The 21,900-nt window shown below is 69.0% G+C and carries 11 protein-coding genes and 3 rRNA genes; 7 read left to right on the forward strand and 7 right to left on the reverse strand.

Annotated features, from left to right (window positions below; translation table 11 throughout):
* The first annotated feature begins 7 nt into the window (after window positions 1-7).
* Window positions 8-3,514, forward strand: coding sequence for an AfsR/SARP family transcriptional regulator (locus DNK56_RS19180; protein ID WP_111336432.1), 3,507 nt, complete (start codon window positions 8-10; stop codon window positions 3,512-3,514).
* Here the strand turns inward: DNK56_RS19180 and DNK56_RS19185 are convergent.
* Together DNK56_RS19185 and DNK56_RS19190 are read right to left on the reverse strand one after the other, a co-directional pair.
* On the reverse strand, window positions 3,501-5,486 hold the full coding sequence (locus DNK56_RS19185; RefSeq protein ID WP_199564820.1) for a sigma-70 family RNA polymerase sigma factor: 1,986 nt from the start codon (window positions 5,484-5,486) through the stop codon (window positions 3,501-3,503). The genes DNK56_RS19180 and DNK56_RS19185 overlap by 14 nt on opposite strands.
* Before the next feature lie 248 nt (window positions 5,487-5,734).
* Complete coding sequence (locus DNK56_RS19190) at window positions 5,735-6,604, reverse strand: helix-turn-helix domain-containing protein (protein WP_199564810.1); 870 nt, start codon at window positions 6,602-6,604, stop codon at window positions 5,735-5,737.
* 338 nt (window positions 6,605-6,942) lie between these two features.
* Between DNK56_RS19190 and DNK56_RS19195 the strand changes: the two genes are divergently transcribed.
* Together DNK56_RS19195 and DNK56_RS19200 are read left to right on the forward strand one after the other, a co-directional pair.
* The gene (locus tag DNK56_RS19195; protein WP_111336441.1) at window positions 6,943-8,340 is read left to right on the forward strand and encodes an NAD(P)/FAD-dependent oxidoreductase; all 1,398 of its coding nucleotides are present in this window, start codon (window positions 6,943-6,945) and stop codon (window positions 8,338-8,340) included.
* Window positions 8,341-8,531: 191 nt separating this feature from the next.
* The gene (locus DNK56_RS19200; protein ID WP_111336443.1) at window positions 8,532-10,193 is read left to right on the forward strand and encodes an ATP-binding SpoIIE family protein phosphatase; all 1,662 of its coding nucleotides are present in this window, start codon (window positions 8,532-8,534) and stop codon (window positions 10,191-10,193) included.
* 9 nt (window positions 10,194-10,202) lie between these two features.
* Here DNK56_RS19200 and DNK56_RS19205 read toward each other — a convergent pair whose 3' ends face one another.
* The gene (locus tag DNK56_RS19205) at window positions 10,203-11,498 is read right to left on the reverse strand and encodes an MFS transporter (protein ID WP_111336445.1); all 1,296 of its coding nucleotides are present in this window, start codon (window positions 11,496-11,498) and stop codon (window positions 10,203-10,205) included.
* A 157-nt stretch (window positions 11,499-11,655) separates the two neighbouring features.
* On the opposite strand from DNK56_RS19205, the gene DNK56_RS19210 reads away from it, so the two are divergent.
* The 4 genes from DNK56_RS19210 (at window position 11,656) to rrf (ending at window position 18,062) form a co-directional block, all read left to right on the forward strand.
* Window positions 11,656-12,210 (forward strand): MarR family winged helix-turn-helix transcriptional regulator, encoded by a 555-nt coding sequence (locus DNK56_RS19210; protein ID WP_111336448.1) that lies wholly within the window; start codon window positions 11,656-11,658, stop codon window positions 12,208-12,210.
* A 701-nt stretch (window positions 12,211-12,911) separates the two neighbouring features.
* Window positions 12,912-14,437 (forward strand): 16S ribosomal RNA (locus DNK56_RS19220).
* Between the two features lie 301 nt (window positions 14,438-14,738).
* Window positions 14,739-17,864: ribosomal RNA gene (locus DNK56_RS19225) — 23S ribosomal RNA — on the forward strand.
* Window positions 17,865-17,945: 81 nt separating this feature from the next.
* Window positions 17,946-18,062: ribosomal RNA gene (gene rrf / locus DNK56_RS19230) — 5S ribosomal RNA — on the forward strand.
* Together the 16S, 23S and 5S rRNA genes form the textbook arrangement of a ribosomal RNA operon.
* A gap of 60 nt (window positions 18,063-18,122) precedes the next feature.
* Here the strand turns inward: rrf and DNK56_RS19235 are convergent.
* Genes DNK56_RS19235 through DNK56_RS19250 form a run of 4 tightly spaced genes read right to left on the reverse strand, consistent with a single transcriptional unit; the run spans window position 18,123 to window position 21,827 of the window.
* Window positions 18,123-18,788, reverse strand: a complete 666-nt coding sequence (locus DNK56_RS19235; protein WP_111336451.1) for a response regulator — start codon at window positions 18,786-18,788, stop codon at window positions 18,123-18,125.
* Window positions 18,785-20,059, reverse strand: a complete 1,275-nt coding sequence (locus tag DNK56_RS19240; RefSeq protein ID WP_446750471.1) for a sensor histidine kinase — start codon at window positions 20,057-20,059, stop codon at window positions 18,785-18,787. Before DNK56_RS19240 ends, DNK56_RS19235 begins: the two co-directional genes overlap by 4 nt.
* Before the next feature lie 32 nt (window positions 20,060-20,091).
* Entirely contained in the window at window positions 20,092-20,880 is a 789-nt protein-coding gene (locus DNK56_RS19245) for an ABC transporter permease (protein WP_111336455.1), read from the reverse strand.
* Window positions 20,877-21,827 carry an ATP-binding cassette domain-containing protein gene (locus DNK56_RS19250; RefSeq protein ID WP_111336458.1) on the reverse strand — a complete coding sequence of 317 codons (951 nt, stop codon included), beginning with the start codon at window positions 21,825-21,827 and terminating at the stop codon, window positions 20,877-20,879. Before DNK56_RS19250 ends, DNK56_RS19245 begins: the two co-directional genes overlap by 4 nt.
* Between the last annotated feature and the right edge of the window lie 73 nt (window positions 21,828-21,900).

Consider the following 21,900-nt stretch of genomic DNA (forward strand, 5'->3'; position numbering starts at 1 on the left):
TGGTGACGTGCGGTATCTGATCCTGGGCGCCAGCGAGGCGCGAGACGAGAACGGTGACGCGCTGCCCCTCGGCGGCAGCAGGCTGCGCGCTCTTCTCGCCGCCCTCGCCCTGCGGCCGGGCCGCCCCGTTCCCGTCGCCGATCTGGTCGACGACGTCTGGGCGGACGAACCCCCGGCGGACGCCCCGGCGGCCCTCCAGGCCCTCGTAGGCCGGCTGCGCAAGGCACTCGGCCGGGAGGCGGTGGCCAGTACGCCGGGCGGCTACCGCCTGACGGCGGGCCCGCAGGACGTGGACCTGTACGAGTTCGAGCGGCTGGCCCGGCAGGGCGGCGCCGCGCTCGACTCCGGGGCGCTGGAGGAGGCCGCCCACGATCTGCGGAGCGCGCTCGCCCTGTGGCGCGGCCCGGCCCTGGCCGACCTCCCGGACGGCGACCACGGCCACGCCCTCCGCCCGGAGGCCCACCGCCTGGCCACGCTGGAGCGCCGCATCGAGACGGACCTGCGGCGGGTGACGGCCGGCCGGTCCACCGCGCCCGCCTCCGCGGCCTCCGCCGCCGATCTGGTTGCCGAGCTGACGGAGCTGGTCGCCGCCCACCCGTACGACGAGCGCTTCCGGGCGCAGCTCATACGGGCCCTGCGCGCCGACGGCCGACAGGCCGACGCGCTCGCCGCGTACGAGGACGCGCGCCGCGCCCTCGCCGATGGGCTCGGCACCGACCCCGGACCGGAGCTGGCGGCTTTGCACCGCGAACTACTGGCGCCCGCGCCCGCGTTCACACCGGCTGCCGATGTGTCCGCCGCCGCGCGGGCTGCCGGGTCCGTACCGGCTGGTGGCTTCGCCCAGGCTGCCGGGTCCGCATCGGTATCCAGGTCCGCTGAGGCATCCGGGCTTGCTCAGCCTGCCGGGTCCGGTGCCGGGTCCGCGTCCGGTGAAACCGGGTTGTTTCACGTGAAACCCGCCCGGAGCAATCTGCGCCCCCGGCTCACCTCCTTCGTGGGGCGCGAGCCCGAACTCCGCGCCATCCGCGACGACCTGACGCGCTCCCGGCTGGTCACGCTCACCGGCCCCGGCGGCTCCGGCAAGACCCGGCTCGCCGAGGAGGCAGCGGCTCGCCAGGAGCCCGCCTCCGGGCCCGGCGCGGCCCCGCCCGAGGTCTGGATCGCCGAACTCGCGCCCGTGGAGGACCCGGAAGCCGTCCCGGACGCCGTGCTCTCCGCGCTCGGGCTGCGCGAGACCACGCTGCTGCGGGACAACACCCTCGACGGGGCACCCCCGCGCACCGACCCGGTCGATGTGCTGGTGGACCGGCTGGGCCACGGCTCCCGCCCCGCGCCGGTGCTCCTCATCCTGGACAACTGCGAGCACGTCATCGGCGCCGCCGCCTTACTGGCCGAGACCCTGCTGACCCGTTGCCCGCAACTGCGCGTCCTCGCCACCAGCCGGGAACCGCTCGCCGTCCCCGGCGAGTCCGTACGGCCGGTCGGGCCGCTCCCCGCCGACCCGGCGCACCGCCTGTTCACCGAGCGCGCCAGGGCCGTACGCCCCGGATTCGACCCGGAACAGGGGGCCGCGCACGACGCGGACGCCGTCGCGGAGATCTGCCGCCGGCTGGACGGGCTGCCGCTGGCCATCGAACTGGCCGCCGCCCGGCTGCGCCTGCTCGGGCCACGGCAGATCGCGGACCGGCTCGACGACAGGTTCCGCCTGCTGACGGGCGGCAGCCGGACCGTACTGCCCCGGCAGCAGACCCTGCGCGCGGTGGTCGACTGGTCCTGGGACCTGCTGGACGAGGATGAGCGCACGGCCCTGTGCCAGGTCTCCGTCTTCGCGGGTGGCTGGGACCTGGCCGCCGCCGAGGCGGTGATCAGCACCCCGGCCGCGCCCGGCAGGCCCGCCGCCGGCACCGCCGACCTGCTCGGCGCGCTGGTGGACAAGTCCCTGGTGGTGGCCGCCCCGGCGGCCGACGGCGCGATGCGCTACCGCCTCCTGGAGACGATCCACGAGTACGCCACCGAGCGGAGCGCCGAGACCCCGGACGTACGCGCCGCCGCCGAGCGCGCGCACACCGGGTACTTCCTCGCCCTGGTCGAGGAGGCGGAGCCGCGGCTGCGCTCCGGCGACCAGCTGCCCTGGATACAGCGCCTGGAGACCGACCTCGACAACATCCGGGCCGCTCTCCAGCGCACCACCGCGCCCACCGCACCGTCCGAAACGGAGGCCGCCCGCCTGGTGCTGGGCATGGGCTGGTTCTGGTGGCTGCGCAACTACCGATCCGAGGGCCTGTCCTGGACCCAGCGGGCCCGTTCGCTCGGCCCCGAGCCCACCGACGAGTCGGACCCCCGCTTCTGGCCCCGGATGAACCTGCATCTGCTGTGGTTCTTCTACGCGGCGGAGAGCGGGCACTCCGCGATGGCCCACGGCGACACCGGACTCCACGCGCTCGTGACACGGGTGGCCGACGTGTTCGCCGGCTCTCCCACCCACGGCGTGCGCTTCCCCGGTCTGCTCTGGCCGATGACCTCCTATCTCACCGGTTCCTCGGAGGACACGCGGGAGAAGATCAACGAGGCGGTCGACAACGCCCGTGAGCACGGCGAACCGTGGGAGTACGGCGTCATCCTGATGTTCCGCGCGCACATGCTGGTGGACATGCCCGGCGGGATGCCCGGCATCGACGACGACCTCGAAGAACTGCGCGACCTGAGCCGCCGCGTCGGCGACCGCTGGATGCGGGCCCAGGTGGCCAGCGCGGTGGCCGAGGCGGGCATGATGCGCGGGCGTTACGAGGAGGCCCGGACGGCGTACGAGGAGGCGCTGGTGCTGTGCCGGGAGGTCGGCGCCCACGCCGAGGCGCCGTTCCACCTGGCCCGCCTCGCCGAACTCTCCTACCGCACTGGTGACCCGGCCGATGCCCAACGGCGGCTGGATGCCTCGGAGGTCGAGGCGGAGCGCCACCAGGCGCACGACGCCATGGCGTACATCCGCTATCTGCGCGCCACCATGGCGTTCTACCGGGGCGACATCGCGGAGGCCCGGCGGCATATCACCGCCGCGATGGAGGAGGCCGGGCGCGGCGGGCCGCCGTCGCACTTCACGGTGACGATGGCCGGTCTGGCGGCCCGGATCGCCGTGTACGAGCCGGAGCCCGGGGGCGGTCCGGCCGTGGGTGCGCGCGGGCTGGCCGAGTGCCTCGTGGCGGCACGCGACGCGCAGTGCGCCGAGAGCGTCACGGGGCTGCTGGCGGACGGCGCGGTGACGGTCCTGGCGAAGCTGGGCCACCATGCGGCCGCCGTCCGCGTCTTCGCCGCCTCCGACGAGTGGCGGCGGGTGTCGAGCCCGAGGAGCGCGGGGGAGCGGGCCGAGATCGACGCGGCGGCGCACCTGTGCCGCGAGGAGCTGGGCGCCGCCCGCTACGAGCGGGAGCGCACCGCAGGCCGCGCGCTGACCCTGGACGACGTCATCGACGTGCTGGACGAGGTCGTCGCGGAGGGGCCGGCCCTCAGCGGCAGCTGATGCGGGACGCGGCCCAGTCCGCGAGGGCGATTCCGCGGAACGGCCGCTCCGGCTCCACGACGAGGCGAATCCGCTGCTGCCCCTCGACGTTCACCGCGACCGGCACGGCGGGTTCGCCGCCGCGCATCACCGGTGACTGCCACAGCCGCGTACCGTCACCGCCGAACACCGAGAACCGCATCGCGCCGAGCCCGCGCGTCAGGTCGTCGACCCCGGCCATCGCCTCGTACCGGGTGCACTGGCGGTTCAGCTGGATGACCACCGAGGAGCGGCTGCTGACGGTCACCCCGTGCGCGTACCGCGTGCCGCCGATGGACAGGTTGGAGCGCTGCCAGACCCAGCCGCTCTCGCCGATGACGACCTCGGGCGCGGTGTGGTCGCCGACGACGGTGTAGTCCAGCTCGTTGACCTGGTAGACCTCCGGCTCCGGCGCGGGAGGCGGGGGTGTCTGCGTGGGGCTCGGCGTTGGCGTTGGCGTTGGCGTGGGCGTGGGTGTCGGGGTGGGGGTGGGTGTCGGCGTGGGCGTGGGTGGGGGCGGTGTGGGCTTCGGGGGCGTGGGAGCCGGCGGCGCGGGGCGCGGCGGCGTCGGCGCGGGTTTCGGAGGAGTCGGCTTCGGCGGTGTCGGCGAGGGCACGGCCGGCGCCACGGCCGGTGGCTTGGGGACCGGCTTCGCCTCGGGCCGGGGGCTGTCGTCGCCCACCAGGGCCCAGACGAGCCCGGCCGCCGCCGCGACGGCCACCGCCGCCGCGATCCCGGCCTTGGCCGGCGCGCCGAGCCCTTCGGAGGCCGCCGCGCCACCGGCCGAACCCGCCGAGGAGCCCCCGCCGGTCGCCGCCGCGGCGGCACCCGCCCCGGCGGCCCCGGAGGCTCCTCCGGCCACCACTCCGGCGGCCTTGAGGGCGTACCCGGCGGCGAACCAGCCGATGACCGCGACCGGAAGCAGCGCGGGGATACCGGCGTTGACCTGGGCCAGTTCGCCCGCGGCCACCCGGCACTTCACGCACTCGTCCAGATGGCTCCGCAGCCCGCGCTCCGCCCGCATTCGCAGCCCGCCGCGCGCGTACGCGCCGAGCCGGTCCGCGTACCGTGCGCAGTCGCCGCCCGAGGTGAGCGCCTGGCTCACATGGGCCTGGAGGTAGGCCTGCTTGAGCCCTTCGCGGGCCCGGCTGGCCAGCACCGATGTGGCGTTCGCGGTCAGCCCGAAGAGCGGGGCGACGTCGCTGGGCGACTCCTCCTCGACGGTGGTGTGCCAGAGGACCGCCTGCCAGCGCTCCGGGAGGCTGCGGAAGGCCTGCATGGCCATCGACTGCTCGGCCTCGTGCATCGCCAGCACATCCGCGCCGAGGTCGAGGGTGTCCGCGTCCGACACCTCGGACGAGCGCGCGGCCTGGGCGGCGAACGCGGCGAAGTCGTCGACCAGTTGCTCGCGCTTGGCGGTCTTCGTCCAGGCGGCGGCCACATGGCGGACCGCCGTCATCAGATAGGCGCGCACCGCCTCCTCGGGCCCCTTGCCGCCCCGTACCGCCTGCAGGGTGCGGGCGAACACCTCGGCCGTCAGGTCGTCTGCGGTGTGCGCGTCCCGGCAGCAGGTGCGGGCGTAGCGGCGGACGGCCTGGGCGTGGCGCCGGAACAGCTCGTCGTACGCGAGGTCGTCGCCCTCGCGCATGCGCTGGATCAGCTCGGCGTCCGAGCCGCGTCCCGCCCGCTGCATCGGCACGGCGGCCGGCTGCTCCGCCGCTGCCCCTGCCGCCGCCGTGCCCGGGGCCCCGGAGGCGTCCGGTGCGTCGTCGTCGGCGGCGGGCGGCCAGGGGCCCGGCAGGACCGTTCCGCCACTGTCGTCCTCGTCGACGTCGTGGTGACCGGGGACGGCCTGGCTCGGCACCTGATGGCCGGGCGGGCCGACCGCTCTCGTACCGTCGCCCGTGACGGACACACCGTCGTGCGACTCTTCCCTCTGCCCGTCACCGCTCATCGCGGACGCCCCCGTATGCGCCATCGGACCCGAATACCGGGCAAGCGTGCCACAGAGCGCCGAGGAGGCGGGCCCACAGCCCCGCCAACCACTCATCCGGGGACGCCTTCCCCGAATATGAGCCCTGCGCGGCACTCATTCGGGGAAGGGGCGCACACTCGAAGTTGACGTCCGGACCCGCATCGGAGCCGGTACCCGCACGCGCGTCGCGCCCGCCGCCCGTCCCCCGGGCCGCGGGCGCGCACCCGTCACACGGGGCGGGAGCGCAGGCCCTCCAGCAGGATGTCCAGCAGCCGGGACGAGGCCGCCGCCTGCTGAGCCGCGTCCGGCAGCGAGGGCGCCGCCGTCGCGATGACCAGCAGCACGTCCGACACCGTCACATCGCGGCGCAGCTCACCCGAGGTCCGCGCGCGCTCGACCAGCCGCCCCACGACCTCCAGCAGTTCGGCAGCACCGGCGCCCAGGTCCTCGCCGCCCGTCTCCGGAGCGGGCCGCTGCCCGGCCACCCGAGCCGCGCCGGTCTCCTGGCGCTGCTGGGGCACGCGGGGCTCGTCGCCCGCGGCCTCCCCGGCCGCGAGGCCACCGGCCTCGCCGACCGCCGTCGAGTCCTCGGGCTCCACACCGACCCGCAGTATCTGCGGCGGCAGGAGCCGTCCGGCCCCCGACGCCACCGACGTCCGCAGGAAGCGGGAGAGCGCCGACCAGGGCTCGTCCTCCTGCCCGAGCGCGGACCGGGCCTGATCGGTCAGCCGGGAGGTCTCCTCCTCGGCTATCCGGCGCACCAGCACGTCCTTGCTGGGGAAGCGCCGGTAGACCGTTCCCACGCCGACCCTGGCGCGACGGGCCACGTCCTCCATCGGGGCGCCGTAACCCAGCTCCCCGAACACCTCGCGCGCGGCTCGCAGCACGTGTTCCAGATTGCGCTGCGCGTCCACCCGCAGCGGGGCCGACCGCACATGCGCCGACGCGGAACCCATGCCGTTGTTCAGGGGGCTGCCCGCCGCCTGAGACGTGGTCGCCGGGCCGCCCACCCCGTTGAGGGTGCCGACTGCCCCGATGTGTCCGCTTTCTTCAGGCGCGACAGCAGTTGTCGGCCAATGCGATTCCTGAATATCCATAACTGTTCCCCCGGTTATGACGTCTCCCCCCGGAGACTCCCGCCGTGTCTGTCGAGCGCGGACCGATCGTCACCGTCCGACACCCTGACGACATACGAACATAGTTGAGCCAGGGTCAATTCAGAAGAGGGCAGTTCCGCCCGGAGCGCCCCCCGATCGGAGCAAGGACCGGTTGGTCACCACTTGAACCCCGGCCCTGCCGCGTACCGCGATGCCTGACCTGCGGGGCTTGCACACCAACGGTCCGGCCCGCGGAGGCGACCCGTTCACGAAGTCCGGTCACACAATTTGCCGGGGCTGTGGACAAACTCCGGTGCACGTTGCGTCATGGGGTGGTGATGGCTTCAGCTTCCGGGGGCACACCCCCCGGCCCCCCGCCGGGTGCGCGCGTCCTCGTCGTCGGCGGAGGCTACGTCGGGATGTACACAGCGCTGCGTCTCCAGCGGAAGCTGAAGCGGAGACTCAGAAGCGGCGAGGCGGAGATTATCGTCGTCACGCCCGAGCCCTACATGACGTACCAGCCGTTCCTCCCGGAAGCGGCCGCCGGCTCGATCTCACCCCGCCACGTCGTCGTACCGCTGCGCCGCGTCCTGCCGCACTGCACCATCGTCATCGGTGAGGCGAAGAGCATCGACCACGTCAAGCGCACCGCCACCGTCACCACCCTCGCCAGCGGCGAGGACGGCACCGGCGCCCTGGAGATCGAGTACGACGAGATCGTCCTCGCCCCCGGTTCCGTCTCGCGCACCCTCCCCGTCCCCGGCCTCGCCGACCACGGCGTGGGTTTCAAGACGATCGAGGAGGCCATCGGGCTGCGCAACCACGTCATCGAGCAGATGGACATCGCCTCCGCCACCCGCGACCCCGACGTCCGGGACGCGGCCCTGACCTTCGTCTTCGTCGGCGGCGGCTACGCCGGAGTGGAGGCGCTCGCCGAACTGGAGGACATGGCCCGCTACACCTCGCGGTACTACCACAACATCAAGGCCGAGGACCTGAAGTGGATTCTCGTCGAGGCCACCGGCCGCATCCTGCCCGAGGTCGGTGAGTCCCTGGGCCGCTACGCCGTACGGGAACTGCGCGGCCGCAACATCGACGTACGGCTCGACACCCGGCTGGACTCCTGCGAGGACCGGGTCGCCGTCCTCAGCGACGGCTCCCGCTTCCCCACCCGGACCCTCGTGTGGACGGCCGGCGTCAAACCCGCCCCGCTCCTCGCCGCCACCGGCCTCCCCCTGGACGAGCGCGGCAGGCTCGTCTGCACCGCCCGCCTCACCGTCGAAGGCACCGAACACGCCTGGTCGGCGGGCGACGCCACAGCCGTTCCCGACCTCACCGCCGCCGAAACCGGCCGCACCACCGCGCCCAACGCCCAGCACGCCGTCCGCCAGGCCAAGGTCCTCGCCGACAACCTCGTCGCCGCGCTCGACGGCACACCCCTCACCGAGTACCGCCACGGCTACGCGGGCTCCGTCGCCTCGCTCGGACTGCACAAGGGCGTCGCGCACATCTATGGACGCCGGATGAAGGGCTATCCGGCCTGGCTGATCCACCGCATGTACCACCTGAGCCGGGTTCCCACCTTCAACCGGAAGGCACGCGTCCTTGCCGAATGGACACTCGCGGGCCTCTTCAAACGCGAAATCGTCTCCCTCGGCTCCCTGGAGCATCCCAGGGCCGAGTTCGAACTCGCCGCAGGCCGCCGGCCGCGGCCCGACGGGGACGACTGTCAGTAGGGTCCGACACACTGGACGTGTGACCATGGGTGGGCCCGCATCTGCACAGAGTGACCCGGCCGGCAGCAACCGACAGTGACCAGCGAAGACCGCCCCCCGGGGCCGCCGAACACCCTGGCAAGGTGGGACGCCCCGGCAGAGGAAGCAGCCCGCCCGAGCGGACCAGACCGACACATGAGGCCAGAAATTCCGTGAACTTCACGCGTTGGAGCGCCCGCCTCCCCGGTACGCAGCGTCGCGCCGCCCGGGAGGACCACAGCTCCGTACCGGCGGCCCGCGCCGAGTACAACCGGGCCGAACCGGGTACGGGCCCGCCCCGGGACAGACCCGCCGGAAGCCCCCTGCCCGGGGCGCCGGACCTGGAGGACCTCTCCGCCCGCGACATCCTGGGCCGGCTGCCCGCCCTCGTCGCCCTGGTGCACGGCCCCGACCACCGCATCGCCTACGTCAACGACGCCTACACCGCCGCCTTCGGCCCCCGCCCCTGCGGTGCCCCCGCAGCCGAAGCGATGCCCGAGCTGACCGCGATCGGCCTGCTCCCCCTCATGGACCAGGTCCTGCGCAGCGGCACCCCGCGCACGGTCAAGTCCCGCAAGGCCACCGACGGCCGCTCGTACACCGTGACCTGCACCCCCGTACGGCCCGACGAGGAGAAGGGCCGCGACAGCGGAGTCCTGGTGTACGCCGCCGACGTCACCGACCACGCCGAGGCCGCCGAACGGCTGCGCGCCAGCGAGGGCCGCCACCGCGAAACCGCCGTCACCCTGCAACGCTCACTCCTCCCGCAGGAGCTGGAACAGCCCGACGACCTGCGGATCGCCGCCACCTACCAGCCGGGCGGCACGGACGCCGCGGTCGGCGGCGACTGGTACGACGTCATCACCCTCGGCGCCGGCCGCACCGCCCTGGTCATCGGCGACGTCATGGGGCGCGGGGTGCGCGCCGCCGCCGTCATGGGCCAGCTGCGCACCGCCGTGCGCGCCTACGCCCGGCTCGACCTGCCGCCCCACGAGGTCCTCCAGCTGCTCGACGGGCTCGCCGCCGAGATCGACGCCAGTCAGATCGCCACCTGCGCCTACGCCGTCCACGATCCCAACGAGGGGCATCTCGTCTACGCCTCCGCCGGGCATCTGCCGATCCTGGTGCGCGAGGAGGACGGCACGGTGCGCCGCGCCGAGGACCCGATCGGGCCCCCGCTGGGCACCGGCGGCTGGCTCCACACCTCGGGCACGATCCCGCTGCCGCCCGGCTCCACGGCCGTCCTCTACACGGACGGGCTCGTCGAGCGCCGCAGCGAGGACATCGACGAGGGCGTGGCCGCGCTGGAGCGCGCGCTGTCCGGCGCGCGGGGCGCACCACAGGTGGTGTGCGACCGGCTGATCCGCTCCCTGAACGTCACCGCCGAGCACGACGACGACGTGGCGGTCCTGGTCGTCCAGCACCCGGCGCGCACGGGCGCCGCCGCCGAACTGTTCCACAACGCCTCGCTCGATCTGCTCGGCGGCATCGAGGCGGCGCCCCGCGCCCGCTCCTTCGCGACGGGGGTGCTCACCTCGTGGCGCTTCCCGGTGGAGCTGCGCGACCTAGGGGTGCTCGCGGCGGGGGAGCTGGTCGCCAACTCCCTCCAGCACGGCACCCCGCCGATGCGCCTGGGGCTGCGGCGTACGGACCGCCGCCTGATCATCGAGGTGACGGACGGCGACGACCACCTGCCGCGCCGCCGCCGCGCCGACCCGGCGGACGAGGCGGGCCGGGGCATCGAGATCGTCGCCTCGATCGCCACGGCGTGGGGCAGCCGCCGTACGCCGGGCGGCGGCAAGGCGGTCTGGTGCGAGTTCGCCCTGCCGCGGTAGGGGGCGCGGTCAGCGCGCGGCGGCCACGGGGGCCGACGCGCTCTCCGGCATGGACACGGCCACCACACGGGACGGCACATTCGCGAGCGCCGGCTGGTCCTGTACGGGGGTGAGCCGCCGGCCCAGCTTGAGCGCGAGCGCGGTGATCCCGAGCGAGAACAGCACGAACGTCACGATGTACGGGCCGTGCAGCGAGGCGCCCATGGGGCCGCCGACCGCCGGGCCGACCGCCAGCGCGAGCTGCTTGCACAGCGCGAACGCCGAGTTGTACTGGCCCACCATCGACTCCGGCGCCAGGTCCGCGACCAGCGGCGCGACGGTCGGCGACAGCATCGACTCGCCGAGCCCGAACAGCGCGTACGTCGAGATCATCGCGGCCGTCGCCATGGTCTGGCTGCCGTGCCCGAGCCCCGCGTAACCGGCCACGATCCAGGCGAAGGCCCAGATCAGACCGACCGCGGCGATGACCCGGGTGCGCCGGCGGCGCTCCACGAGCCGCAGCACCACGAACTGCGCGATGACGATGACGGCCGTGTTGGCCGCCAGCGCCACGCCGAGCGTGGAGGGCTCGATTCCGGCCGCCTCGGTGCCGTACGCCGCGAGCCCGGACTCGAACTGCCCGTAGCAGGCGAAGAACAGCACGAAGCCCAGCACGCACAGCTGCACCATCGCCCGGTGCGAGAGCAGCACCCGCAGCCCGCCGCGCCCGGCCGCTGAACCCGCCGAGCCTTCCGGCACGGCCGCGGGGGTACGCGGCATCCGCACGGTCGCCGCGATGGCGCCGAGCACCAGGAACATCACCGCTTCGATCAGGAACAGCAGCGTGAACGACGCCGGGCTGCTCGTGTCGACGATCTGCCCGCCGACCAGACCACCGATGCCCAGCCCCAGGTTCTGCAGGAAGAACTGCATGGCGAAGGCCCGCGTGCGGGTGGCGGGGCCGGTGCACCGGACGAGCATGGTGGCCAGCGCCGGCTGCATCACGGCCGTACCCGCGCCGAGCACGGCGGCCGACAGCACAGCGCCGGTGACCTGCGAGGACAGGCCGAGCGCGACAGCGCCCAGGGAAGCGACGGCGGAGGCGACGACCAGGACGGGCAGCGGCCCGCGCCGGTCGATCACCCGGCCCGTGAACGGCAGGACGGCCAGCGCCGCCATGGCGAACACCGCCAGGACGATCCCCGCCGTACCGGCGCCCAGATCCCGTACCTGCGCCACATAGACGTACAGATACGGAACGGTGAACCCGAGCCCGAACGCGCTCAGCGCGCTCCCCAGCTGAATCCGCCGGAGCGCTGCGCCCATTTCCCTGGTCACACTCACCTACCTCAAGCTCTCGAAACCTCTGAGCCGTACCCAAGTGAACGACTCGAACCCGAAGATTTTATCACTAAAGTTAGACGTCGAACACTATGACTCGAAGGACTTCGACGGCTACGGGCGACGTGCCATACTGCGCGCCATGTCTGACACCAGCGAGCCCGGACTCCACGAGCCGAGCCTCGACGAGCAGATCGCCGCCTACCAGCGCGAGTACCGCGACCTGGACCCCCAGGTCGAACAGGTCGTCTCCGCCCTCGGCCGGCTGAACCGCCGGATGAACGTGGCGTACGGGAGACAGCTCGCCACCCTCGGCATCAGCAACGCGGAGTGGGAGGTCCTCAAGACCCTCGTCCTCAGCGGGGAGCCGTACCGGCTGGGCCCCGGTGAACTCGCCAAGCGGCTCGGCCTCACCCCGGCCGCCATGACGCACCGCATCGACCGCATGGCCGGTGAGGGACTGGTGACCCGCGACCGCGACGAGAACAACCGCGTCCGCGTCATCGTCGAGCTGACGGACGAGGGGCGGACGAAGTGGATGGAGGCGATGCGGATGGCGACCGCCTTCGAGGCGGACCTGCTCCAGGACCTCGGGGGCGAGGAGCGCGGACTGCTCGGCGAGATGCTGACGCACCTGCTGCGCCGGGTGGAGCACGCCCAGCCGGACGCCGGCGGCCGCCTTACCGACCTGGACTGACGGGGGCCTTGGGAGGGAGACGGGGCGGGGGTTGACACGCCCTTCCCCGATCCGTAGTGTTCTCCGGGTTGCCACAGAGCCTGAACGGTTCTGCGGCAACCGATCCCGCCGCAACAGCGGCCAACCAAAACTCCGCACGATCTCCCGGCTCGGGAAGATTTCGGCATGCCGAAATTCATTTCGAAAGACTCGATTATGAGTCGCCGGGAAAATCCGCTAGAGTTTTGGACGTCGGAACGGCCCAACGGCCGGGAGGACAAGCCCCGCTGACTGGGAATCAGGCCCGAAAGGATCTGATAGAGTCGGACTCGCCGGAAAGGGAAACGCGAAAGCGAAGACCTGGAACGCGAAAAAATGATTGACCCGCTTCGGCCGGGAATCGGACACGAAAGAGTCTGATAGAGTCGGAAACGCAAGACCGAAGGGAAGCGCCCGGAGGAAAGCCCCCAGAAAGTGTTCTGCGGGTGAGTACAAAGGAAGCGTCCGTTCCTTGAGAACTCAACAGCGTGCCAAAAGTCAACGCCAGATATGTTGATACCCCGGCCTGCTTCGGCAGGTTGGAGGTTCCTTTGAAAGCCCTGTGCGATCCCTTTGCGGATCGGGCAGGCAAAAAACACAGCGAGGACGCAGTGGACGACGGGTCATATTCCGACCCGGTTCGTTCCGCTCTCGTGATGTGTGGTCCCGATTACGGGAAAACATTCACGGAGAGTTTGATCCTGGCTCAGGACGAACGCTGGCGGCGTGCTTAACACATGCAAGTCGAACGATGAAGCCCTTCGGGGTGGATTAGTGGCGAACGGGTGAGTAACACGTGGGCAATCTGCCCTTCACTCTGGGACAAGCCCTGGAAACGGGGTCTAATACCGGATACCACTTTCTCCCTCCTGGGAGAAGGTTGAAAGCTCCGGCGGTGAAGGATGAGCCCGCGGCCTATCAGCTAGTTGGTGGGGTAATGGCCTACCAAGGCGACGACGGGTAGCCGGCCTGAGAGGGCGACCGGCCACACTGGGACTGAGACACGGCCCAGACTCCTACGGGAGGCAGCAGTGGGGAATATTGCACAATGGGCGAAAGCCTGATGCAGCGACGCCGCGTGAGGGATGACGGCCTTCGGGTTGTAAACCTCTTTCAGCAGGGAAGAAGCGAAAGTGACGGTACCTGCAGAAGAAGCGCCGGCTAACTACGTGCCAGCAGCCGCGGTAATACGTAGGGCGCAAGCGTTGTCCGGAATTATTGGGCGTAAAGAGCTCGTAGGCGGCTTGTCGCGTCGGTTGTGAAAGCCCGGAGCTTAACTCCGGGTCTGCAGTCGATACGGGCAGGCTAGAGTGTGGTAGGGGAGATCGGAATTCCTGGTGTAGCGGTGAAATGCGCAGATATCAGGAGGAACACCGGTGGCGAAGGCGGATCTCTGGGCCATTACTGACGCTGAGGAGCGAAAGCGTGGGGAGCGAACAGGATTAGATACCCTGGTAGTCCACGCCGTAAACGTTGGGAACTAGGTGTTGGCGACATTCCACGTCGTCGGTGCCGCAGCTAACGCATTAAGTTCCCCGCCTGGGGAGTACGGCCGCAAGGCTAAAACTCAAAGGAATTGACGGGGGCCCGCACAAGCAGCGGAGCATGTGGCTTAATTCGACGCAACGCGAAGAACCTTACCAAGGCTTGACATACACCGGAAAGCATCAGAGATGGTGCCCCCCTTGTGGTCGGTGTACAGGTGGTGCATGGCTGTCGTCAGCTCGTGTCGTGAGATGTTGGGTTAAGTCCCGCAACGAGCGCAACCCTTGTTCTGTGTTGCCAGCATGCCCTTCGGGGTGATGGGGACTCACAGGAGACTGCCGGGGTCAACTCGGAGGAAGGTGGGGACGACGTCAAGTCATCATGCCCCTTATGTCTTGGGCTGCACACGTGCTACAATGGCCGGTACAATGAGCTGCGATGCCGTGAGGCGGAGCGAATCTCAAAAAGCCGGTCTCAGTTCGGATTGGGGTCTGCAACTCGACCCCATGAAGTCGGAGTTGCTAGTAATCGCAGATCAGCATTGCTGCGGTGAATACGTTCCCGGGCCTTGTACACACCGCCCGTCACGTCACGAAAGTCGGTAACACCCGAAGCCGGTGGCCCAACCCCTTGTGGGAGGGAGCTGTCGAAGGTGGGACTGGCGATTGGGACGAAGTCGTAACAAGGTAGCCGTACCGGAAGGTGCGGCTGGATCACCTCCTTTCTAAGGAGCATCTAGATTCCGCAAGGAATCCAGAGCCACTACGTCGGCAAACGTCCGACGGTGGTCAGCTCATGGGTGGAACGTTGACTACTCGGCACGGCAAGTTGGTTGTCACTAGTACTGCTTCGGCGTGGAACGTGAACAAGTAACGGGTCGGGTCGGGCACGCTGTTGGGTATCTGAAGGTACGGCCGTGATGGTCGTCCTTCGGTTGCCGGCCCCAGTGAACTCGTCCCGGTTGGGATGGGGTGGTGGGTGGCTGGTCGTTGTTTGAGAACTGCACAGTGGACGCGAGCATCTGTGGCCAAGTTTTTAAGGGCGCACGGTGGATGCCTTGGCACCAGGAACCGATGAAGGACGTGGGAGGCCGCGATAGGCCCCGGGGAGCTGTCAACCGAGCTTTGATCCGGGGGTGTCCGAATGGGGAAACCCGGCAGTCGTCATGGGCTGTCACCCGCTGCTGAACACATAGGCAGTGTGGAGGGAACGCGGGGAAGTGAAACATCTCAGTACCCGCAGGAAGAGAAAACAACCGTGATTCCGGGAGTAGTGGCGAGCGAAACTGGATCAGGCCAAACCGTATGCGTGTGATACCCGGCAGGGGTTGCGCATGCGGGGTTGTGGGATCTCTCTTTCACGGTCTGCCGGCTGTGAGACGAGTCAGAAACCGTTGGTGTAGGCGAAGGACATGCGAAAGGTCCGGCGTAGAGGGTAAGACCCCCGTAGCTGAAACATCAGCGGCTTGTTTGAGAGACACCCAAGTAGCACGGGGCCCGAGAAATCCCGTGTGAATCTGGCGGGACCACCCGTTAAGCCTAAATATTCCCTGGTGACCGATAGCGGATAGTACCGTGAGGGAATGGTGAAAAGTACCGCGGGAGCGGAGTGAAATAGTACCTGAAACCGTGTGCCTACAAGCCGTGGGAGCGTCGCGCATCGAGCTTGCTCGGTGCGTCGTGACTGCGTGCCTTTTGAAGAATGAGCCTGCGAGTTAGCGGTGTGTAGCGAGGTTAACCCGTGTGGGGAAGCCGTAGCGAAAGCGAGTCCGAACAGGGCGATTGAGTTGCACGCTCTAGACCCGAAGCGGAGTGATCTAGCCATGGGCAGGTTGAAGCGGAGGTAAGACTTCGTGGAGGACCGAACCCACCAGGGTTGAAAACCTGGGGGATGACCTGTGGTTAGGGGTGAAAGGCCAATCAAACTCCGTGATAGCTGGTTCTCCCCGAAATGCATTTAGGTGCAGCGTCGTGTGTTTCTTGCCGGAGGTAGAGCACTGGATAGGCGATGGGCCCTACCGGGTTACTGACCTTAGCCAAACTCCGAATGCCGGTAAGTGAGAGCGCGGCAGTGAGACTGTGGGGGATAAGCTCCATGGTCGAGAGGGAAACAGCCCAGAGCATCGACTAAGGCCCCTAAGCGTACGCTAAGTGGGAAAGGATGTGGAGTCGCAGAGACAACCAGGAGGTTGGCTTAGAAGCAGCCACCCTTGAAAGAGTGCGTAATAGCTCACTGGTCAAGTGATTCCGCGCCGACAATGTAGCGGGGCTCAAGCGTACCGCCGAAGTCGTGTCATTCCAGCATGTACCCCCAACGGGGGCTGGGATGGGTAGGGGAGCGTCGTGTGCCGGGTGAAGCAGCCGTGGAAGCGAGTTGTGGACGGTTCACGAGTGAGAATGCAGGCATGAGTAGCGATACACACGTGAGAAACGTGTGCGCCGATTGACTAAGGGTTCCTGGGTCAAGCTGATCTGCCCAGGGTAAGTCGGGACCTAAGGCGAGGCCGACAGGCGTAGTCGATGGACAACCGGTTGATATTCCGGTACCCGCTTTGAAACGCCCAGTACTGAATCAGGCGATGCTAAGTCCGTGAAGCCGGCCCGATCTCTTCGGAGTTGAGGGTAGTGGTGGAGCCGACGAACCAGACTTGTAGTAGGTAAGCGATGGGGTGACGCAGGAAGGTAGTCCAGCCCAGGCGGTGGTTGTCCTGGGGTAAGGGTGTAGGACGCACGGTAGGCAAATCCGTCGTGCACATGAGTCTGAGACCTGATGCCGAGCCGATTGTGGTGAAGTGGATGATCCTATGCTGTCGAGAAAAGCCTCTAGCGAGTTTCATGGCGGCCCGTACCCTAAACCGACTCAGGTGGTCAGGTAGAGAATACCGAGGCGTTCGGGTGAACTATGGTTAAGGAACTCGGCAAAATGCCCCCGTAACTTCGGGAGAAGGGGGGCCATTCCTGGTGATAGCATTTGCTGCTTGAGCTGGGGGTGGCCGCAGAGACCAGCGAGAAGCGACTGTTTACTAAAAACACAGGTCCGTGCGAAGCCGTAAGGCGATGTATACGGACTGACGCCTGCCCGGTGCTGGAACGTTAAGGGGACCGGTTAGCTGCTCTTCGGGGTGGCGAAGCTGAGAACTTAAGCGCCAGTAAACGGCGGTGGTAACTATAACCATCCTAAGGTAGCGAAATTCCTTGTCGGGTAAGTTCCGACCTGCACGAATGGCGTAACGACTTCTCGACTGTCTCAACCATAGGCCCGGTGAAATTGCACTACGAGTAAAGATGCTCGTTTCGCGCAGCAGGACGGAAAGACCCCGGGACCTTTACTATAGTTTGATATTGGTGTTCGGTTCGGCTTGTGTAGGATAGGTGGGAGACTGTGAAGCGGCCACGCCAGTGGTTGTGGAGTCGTCGTTGAAATACCACTCTGGTCGTGCTGGATGTCTAACCTGGGTCCGTGATCCGGATCAGGGACAGTGTCTGATGGGTAGTTTAACTGGGGCGGTTGCCTCCTAAAGGGTAACGGAGGCGCCCAAAGGTTCCCTCAGCCTGGTTGGCAATCAGGTGTTGAGTGTAAGTGCACAAGGGAGCTTGACTGTGAGACCGACGGGTCGAGCAGGGACGAAAGTCGGGACTAGTGATCCGGCAGTGGCTTGTGGAAGCGCTGTCGCTCAACGGATAAAAGGTACCCCGGGGATAACAGGCTGATCTTCCCCAAGAGTCCATATCGACGGGATGGTTTGGCACCTCGATGTCGGCTCGTCGCATCCTGGGGCTGGAGTCGGTCCCAAGGGTTGGGCTGTTCGCCCATTAAAGCGGTACGCGAGCTGGGTTTAGAACGTCGTGAGACAGTTCGGTCCCTATCCGCTGTGCGCGTAGGAATATTGAGAAGGGCTGTCCCTAGTACGAGAGGACCGGGACGGACGAACCTCTGGTGTGCCAGTTGTTCTGCCAAGGGCATGGCTGGTTGGCTACGTTCGGAAAGGATAACCGCTGAAAGCATCTAAGCGGGAAGCCTGCTTCAAGATGAGTATTCCCACCAACTTGATTGGTTAAGGCTCCCAGTAGACGACTGGGTTGATAGGCCAGATGTGGAAGCCCGGTAACGGGTGGAGCTGACTGGTACTAATAGGCCGAGGGCTTGTCCTCAGTTGCTCGCGTCCACTGTGTTGGTTCTGAAATAACGAACAGCCGTGTCCATGTCCGGTTCTGTTCAGAATTTCATAGTGTTTCGGTGGTCATTGCGTTAGGGAAACGCCCGGTTACATTCCGAACCCGGAAGCTAAGCCTTTCAGCGCCGATGGTACTGCAGGGGGGACCCTGTGGGAGAGTAGGACGCCGCCGAACAATCATTGTGGGAAAGCCCCGTGCCGCTGGCACGGGGCTTTTCTGCGTTTCCGGGGCCTTTCAGCCCGGTGTCACCAGATGGGTGTCGTACGCCAGGATCACCGCCTGGACGCGATCCCTGGCCCCCGTCTTCGCGAGAACACGGGAGACATGCGTCTTCACCGTCGACTCCGCGAGGTGCAGGCGCTCCGAAATCTCGGCGTTGCTCCAGCCCTGCCCGATGACGGTGAGGATTTCCAGCTCCCGCCCCGTGAGCCCCGCGATCCGCGGGTCCTGGGTGGCGGGTTCGCCCGGCGCGGCCGGCAAGTGCTGTACGTACGCGTCCAGCAGACGGCGAGTCAGGCTCGGGGCGACCACCGCGTCCCCGCCGGCCACGGCCCGTACCCCGGAAAGCAGCTCCTCCGGCAGGGCGTCCTTGATGAGGAAACCGCTGGCGCCGGCGCGGAGCCCGTCGTACGCGTACCGGTCCAGGTCGAACGTGGTGACGATCAGGACCCGGGTGCGGGAGCCCGCCCTGATGATGCGGCGGGTCGCCTCGATGCCGTCCAGGAGCGGCATCCGGATGTCCATCAGCACCACGTCCGGCTGGTGCCGGGCGACGAGCTGGAGCGCTTCGTGGCCGTTGGCGGCCTCACCGACGACCGTCAGGTTGTCCTGGCTCTCCAACAGCATGCGGAAGCCGAAACGTTGCATCGGCTGGTCGTCCGCGATGAGCACGGTCGTCACGAGGGGGAGTCCTCCAGGGGGAGCCGCAGCCGTACCTGCCAGCCGGGTCCGGCCGGCGACGGTCCGGCTTCGAGTGTGCCGTCGTACAGGGAGGCGCGGGCGCGCATCCCGGTGATGCCCTGCCCGGTGCCGGTGGCGGATGCCTCCGAGGCCGGGCGCGGGCTGCCATTGTCCGTGATGAGGGCTTCGAGGGCGCCGGGCCGGTGGTCCAGGGTGACTTCGGCCGCGAGTTCCGGTGCCGGGTCCGCGTGTTTCATGGTGTTCGTCAGGGCTTCCTGCACCACCCGGTACACCGTCAGCTGCCGCCCCGGACTGGGCGCATGGGGCGGCGGTGTCCCCCGTACACACAGCCGTACGGGCAGACCTGCCCGGCGTACGCCGTCCAGCAGTGCGTCGATGTCGTCGAGCGTGGGCTGCGGGGTGCGGTCGGCGTCCTCCGGGTCGTCCCGCAGCACACCGAGCAGCCGGCGCAGCTCGGCGAGGGCCTGGCGGCTGGTGGTGCCGATGGCCTGGAACGCCTGGGCCGCGCGTTCCGGGTTGCGGGCTGCGGCGTACGAGCCGCCGTCGGCCAGGCCCGTGATGACGGAGAGGTTGTGGCCGATGATGTCGTGCATCTCCCGGGCGATGCGGGTCCGTTCCTCGGCGGCGGCGAGGCGGGCCTGCTGGTCGCGTTCGCGTTCCAGCCGGTCGGCCCGGTCGACCAGGGCCTCCGTGTACTCCTTGCGCGTGCGCACCACGATGCCGGCGAGGGCGGCGATGGCGAACATCCAGACGTGCGGGAGCAGCAGCTGCGACCACTCGTCCGGGAAGCGGGCCGAGGCGATGACCAGCGGGGCGGCGATCAGGGCGCCGGATCGGGCGAGGGTGCGCATCGGCAGCCGTACCGCGATGTTGAAGACCGCGATCTCCTGGAGCAGCGATGCCTGGACGACCGCGCCCGTCCAGGCGTTGGCCAGGGAGAACGGTGCCATGAAGGCGAGCACGGCCAGCGGGTGGGAGCGGCGCCACAGCAGCGGTGCGGAGAACGCGACGCTCATCGTGAGCACCAGCGGCGTCGGCACCTGCGCGTCGATGGCGACCGTTCTCCAGCCGCCGGTGGAGACGTCGAGTACGGCGAACAGCACCCAGAACGCCGTGAGCGTGCTGTTCCAGACGGCGGGGCGGCGGCGGTCGAAGGCGCGGACGCGCTGGAGCAGGCGTTGCAGGTGCCGGGTCAGCGGGGTGGGGCCGGAGGTGGGCGGCGGCAGCCGGTCCGTGGCGTCGTCCGTCACTCGTACCCTCCGGCGTTTCCGCTGCGTACGGTTCATGCGTCCCGGCGGCGCAGGAGTACGGCCGCCGCGACCAGTGTGGCCGAGGCCCACAGGAGCAGGGCGAGCAGGGCGGGGCCGGGTGCGGCGGCGTCCGGCAGCGGGGTCGAGGAGCCGAGGACGCCCGCGGCCTGGGTGGGGAAGTAGCGGACGGCGGTCTCCACGATGTCGTACGGGAGCATGGTGATGACCTCGGGGAGGATCATCACACCGCCGACGAAGGCGCCGATGGCTCCGGGGACGGAGCGCAGGAGGGCGCCGAGGCCCAGGGCGATCAGGCCGAGGAGGGTGACTCCGGCGGCGTTCCCCGCGATGGCGCGCAGTACACCAGGATCGGTGAGGGAAGCGGCCTGGTCCGTGTCCTGGAGGAAGTACTGGGCGGTGACGAAGGTGAGGAGCCCGGTCGCGAGCATGAGGATGAAGACAGTGGCTGTGAAGACGGCCGCCTTCGCCCACAGGACGGGGAGCCTGCGGGGGACCGCGGTGAGCGAGGCGCGGATCAGGCCGGTGGAGTACTCGCCCGCGGTGACGAGGATGCCCAGGACCACCGTGCAGAGCGAGGCGAGGAGTGAGCCGTAGAGGACGAGGATGACGGTGTCGACGTCCGAGTCGCCGCCGTCGGAGGAGTAGGTCGCGCCCATGGCGATGCCGACGCCGAGGACGAGGGCGACGGCCAGGCCCAGGGTGATCCAGCTGGAGCGCAGGGTGCGCAGCTTGTGCCATTCGGAGTGGAGCACCCGCGGAGGTGTGACCCGGTAGGGGTGGGGAAGGGCGGTGGCGGTCATGCGGGGGCTCCGGTCGGTGCGCTCGGTGTGGTGGATGCGGGGGCGGTGGTCCGGTAGTCGACGGACTCGTGGGTGAGGTCCATGAACGCCTGTTCGAGGGATGTGGTGCGTGGGGTGAGTTCGTAGAGGGGGATGGCGTGGGCGGCTGCGGTGCGGCCGATGTGTTCGGCGTCCGTGCCGCGTACGTCCAGCCGGTCGGAGCCGGGCGCGGTGGTGATGTCGATGCCGGGGCCGTGCAGCAGGTCGCGCAGGGCGGCGGGTTCGGGGGTCACGACGGTCACGGAGCCGCCGCCGGCGGTTGCGGTGAAGTCGGTGACCGTGGTGTCGGCGAGGAGGCGGCCGCGTCCGATGATGACGAGGTGGTCGGCGGTGAGGGCCATTTCGCTCATCAGGTGCGAGGAGATCAGGACCGTGCGGCCCTGGGCGGCCAGGTCGCGCAGGAGGGTGCGCATCCAGAGGACGCCTTCCGGGTCCAGGCCGTTGACCGGTTCGTCGAGGATGACGGTGGCCGGGTCGCCGAGCAGGGCGGCGGCGATGCCCAGGCGCTGGCCCATGCCGAGCGAGAACCCCTTGACGCGCTTTCCGGCGACGGCGGTCAGTCCGGCGAGGCCGATGACGTGGTCGACGCGGCCTCGCGGGATGCCGTGGGTGTGGGCGAGGGCCATCAGATGGTGGAAGGCGGTCCGGCCGGGGTGGACGGAGCGGGCCTCCAGCAGGGCGCCGACCTCGGTGAGGGGTGCGCTGTGGGTGGTGTAGTCGCGGCCGCCGATCGTGGAGCGGCCTCGGGTGGGGGCGTCCAGGCCGAGCAGCATCCGCATGGTGGTGGACTTCCCGGCGCCGTTGGGGCCGAGGAAGCCGGTCACGGTGCCGGGGCGGACGGTGAAGTCGAGATCCTGGACGACGGTGGTGTCTCCGTACCGCTTGGTGAGTGCGTGTGCCCTGATCATGTGCTCGACGCTACGGAGCCGGCGCGGGGCGGGCGTCGGACCGGGGGCGGGAGGTTTACGGCCGCGTAGTACC

Source organism: Streptomyces sp. AC1-42W, assembly GCF_003248355.1.
Classification (GTDB): Bacteria; Actinomycetota; Actinomycetes; order Streptomycetales; family Streptomycetaceae; genus Streptomyces.